The 3,479-nt window shown below is 57.6% G+C and carries 2 protein-coding genes; both read left to right on the top strand.

What is annotated here, in order from left to right; genetic code table 11:
* Positions 1-256 precede the first annotated feature (256 nt).
* Positions 257-1,774 (top strand): right-handed parallel beta-helix repeat-containing protein, encoded by a 1,518-nt coding sequence (locus QT222_RS04305; protein ID WP_491476420.1) that lies wholly within the window; start codon positions 257-259, stop codon positions 1,772-1,774.
* Between the two features lie 61 nt (positions 1,775-1,835).
* Positions 1,836-3,065: a glycosyltransferase gene (locus QT222_RS04300; RefSeq protein ID WP_491476419.1), complete on the top strand. Its 1,230-nt coding sequence runs from the start codon at positions 1,836-1,838 to the stop codon at positions 3,063-3,065.
* Positions 3,066-3,479 lie beyond the last annotated feature (414 nt).

Below are 3,479 nucleotides of genomic sequence, written 5' to 3'. Positions count from 1 at the left end.
GTACGACACCACCGTCACCAACCACGAGCAGTAATAGTACAGTCTTCTTGAATGTCTTCTTTTCCAGATAGTATTTAAAACAATTCATATGTGAAGAGGGGAGCATTGGACCCCTAGGTACGTACCCTCGTATGTGAAACGAACAAAGACAAACACCACCTTTGGGGAAAGGGGGGATGAGATTACGAACGGGCCGAAAATCAACAGGCGGACGTACTTACAGGGTGCCACCGGCACTCTCGCAGTGGGGGGATACATGCTCCCCCCAGTCAACAACGTACAGGCACGTTCGATGAGCGTTGAGATTCCACAAACGTACCTCGACCGGTTCGAGAATATCGTGAACGTAGTTGAGGCGGGTGCCGACGCAACCGGGAACGTCCCAATCGACGATGTTCTCTCACAGAACGTCGGGAACGACACACTATTTGTCTTCCCTGAAGGTCGGTACCTGATGAACCAACAACTCCGGGAGACGGGGTTCGAGAACCTCGGCTTCTACGGACCGAATGCGACCGTCACACATGGAACAATCGACGCAATTGAGGACAAGATCGTGACTGCAGGTGAGTTCTCGGGACCGTCACGGTTCTTCCGACTTGGCGTCATTTACGCACCCGGACGTGACCTCCTCTTCGAGGGGTTAACCTTCGATTTCACTGCCCCACAGTCGGGGATTCGGGCTATCGAGGCCTACGTCACTGACGGATTGGAAGTCCGTGACATCACCATCACCGGACAACACGACACCGGAACTTTCGGCCCGGCGCTTTTCAGTGTAACCGCGGCAAACGGGACTGGAATCATTGAGCGATTCAAAGCACCCGATGGTGCTGCGTACACCGAAGACACGATTGGGGATATTGATCTCGGCCCAACCGGGATGCTCATCGACCCTTACAGCGCCGGAACGCTCCGAATCGTCGACTGCGAACTCGGTCGATTCCCCGACAACGGTCTCTACGTCTCCGGCGCGAACGGAACGGTCCACGTCGAAGGCGGAACGTACAAGAACAGTTCCATCAGTTCGGTTCGCCTCAAAGGGTACGGAAGCAGTGTTCGTGGCACGACGGTCGTTATCGACGAGTTTGTTCAGGGAATTAGTCAGCGAGGCATTCGTCTCGACGACGGGTCGAACCTTCGAATCGAAGATACCACAGTATCAATCACCGGCCCGATAGAAGATGCCATTCGCGTCCTCAACGACGTTGAGACCGCAGCAATCCGGGACTGCGACATCGTCTTAAACGACGACGGGGGATGTGCGCGTGGTATCCAGATTACCCCGGACGCCGGGCGCGTCGAAATCCTCGACTCCACTATCGAGATTGAGGGGTCAAACTTCGCGGTGTACGTCCAGGGACGCAACGTCACCGAGGATTCGACAGTCCTGATGAAGAACATCTCAATCACCGGGCCGGCACCCGGAGAGACGGCCCGCGAAGCACTTCGCATCGAACGTGCAAACGGTCGGTTCGAGAACCTCGCTATCGACCAACCCGGCGAGGACTACCGGCGCTGTGCCGAGATTCTGGCCGACGACAACCTGTTCGTCGGCGGTACCTACAAATCGACGCACCACCCGTTCATCAACAAGGGCAACCGGACGCGCTTCGACGATATCACCGCGCAGTCGTACAGCGGGCGACAGGCTATCAAACTGTACAGCGAGGGCACCGACGTAGTCATCATGGACTCGGTCCTCTACGGAGGGTACACCGACAAGGGCGCAGAAGGGTTCGTGGTCGACAACACCGAAATGCCCCCGGCCTGAGGTGGGGAAGGACTTACCCACCCGATAATCTTGAGGGCGGACTTCGAACGAACCCCAACGCATGGACCACGACCGATTGGCCGATATGGACCTTCTCGTCATCTCACACGGGTACAAACACTTCGTCAAATCGCAGGTCGACGTACTCGCGAAATACGTCAACTCCATCCACGTCTGCGTCAGATACAACTGGTTCGCGGACGTGGCGTCGCGCCTACCGATAGACGGCGGCGAAGGATTCGGAAAGGACGCGAAAATCGCCCAGACGGGCGTTCCAAACAACGTCCACGTCATCGAGACACCGCTTTTGTATCTCCCGTTGGACATCCAGCGCGAGCATCTCCTCGGACAACAGCACGTCCGGAAAGTCCGGAACCAACTCAAATCGTACCCCGTCTCGTTCGACCTGATTCACTGCCACATGTCGTGGACATCCGGATACGTCGGAGCACGCCTAAAAGACGAACTCGACATTCCGTACGTCCTGACCGTCCACGCGAACCGTGACTGGTTCGAGTCACAACTCCAATCCGGCAACGAGCGACTGTACGAGGCGTGGGCCGAAGCCGACCGACTCATCCGCGTCAATCGCCGCGACCGCTCGAAACTCGAACCCTACAACGACGACGTGGTCCACATCCCCAACGGGTACGACACGGATATTTTCGAACGAATTCCCACGTCGAAAGCCCGCGAGAGACTCGGCGTCGACGCCGACACCCCCCTCGTATTCGCGCTCGGGACGTTGAAGCCGCGAAAAGGGTTCCAGCACTTGATGCGTGCGATGACGCGAGTTCACGAATCCGAACCGGAGGCACGACTCGTCATCGGCGGGCAGGGAGGGATGCAAGACGAACTCGAATCGCTCGCCGAAGAGTTGGGCATCGACGACCAGACCGACCTGCTCGGATACGTCGAATCGGAGACGCTGAACGACTGGATGAACGCCGCCGACCTGTTCGTCCTCCCGAGTTACAGCGAAAGTTTCGGTGTCGTTCAACTGGAGGCGATGGCCTGCGGGACGCCCGTCGTGGCAACCAAAAACGGCGGGAGCGAGGAGGTCATTGCGAGCGACGACTACGGATTACTCGTCGAGGGACCCGAGTCACACGATGAACTCGCCGACGCCGGGGTCAGGGCGCTCCACCGAGACTGGAACGCCGATGCCATCGAGGCGTACGCGAACGAGTTCACGTGGGAGAACGTCTGTGAAGAGATAGCCGACCTCTACGTCGAAGTCCTCGAAGCAGACGAAGAACGCAAAGATCAAACCGTCACGATGAGCCACTAATCCCCACCGCGTTTCATCGTGCCCTCCATTTTAGCCACCGTCGTTCCCGACGGGCGTCCGGAAGAACCAATCGGGAACAGTGTAGCGCCGAGTACGAGAAAGTGGAGATAGTCGAACGTCGGCCACTAGAGTGCGTTTCGACCAGCGAGTACGGCAACACCGACGAAAAGAGCCGAATGGAACAACGGAATCCCACTCGTTGGCGTCCACAGTGAACCCAGCCAATCGACCAGAGACATCGACTGGACCATCAACAGTGCCGGCCCGTCGTTGGTTGAACTCGTGTTCTCGCTGGTTGTCGTCGTGTCAGTCGGTGTCTCAGTCGACCGTGTCGTTGTGGTCGTCGTCTCTGTCGACGTCTCAGTTGTCGTCGAGGCTGCTGACGTGACTGTCGTCGTTTCGGTCGTCGTTGTG

This window comes from Haloferax sp. s1, assembly GCF_058382125.1.
This window is presented reverse-complemented; position numbering and strand designations above follow the sequence as displayed.

Coding starts and splice junctions, on each gene's coding strand:
- QT222_RS04300 (WP_491476419.1), top strand. CDS start 1,836: ATGGACCACGACCGATTGGCCGATATGGACCTTCTCGTCATCTCACAC.
- QT222_RS04305 (WP_491476420.1), top strand. CDS start 257: ATGCTCCCCCCAGTCAACAACGTACAGGCACGTTCGATGAGCGTTGAG.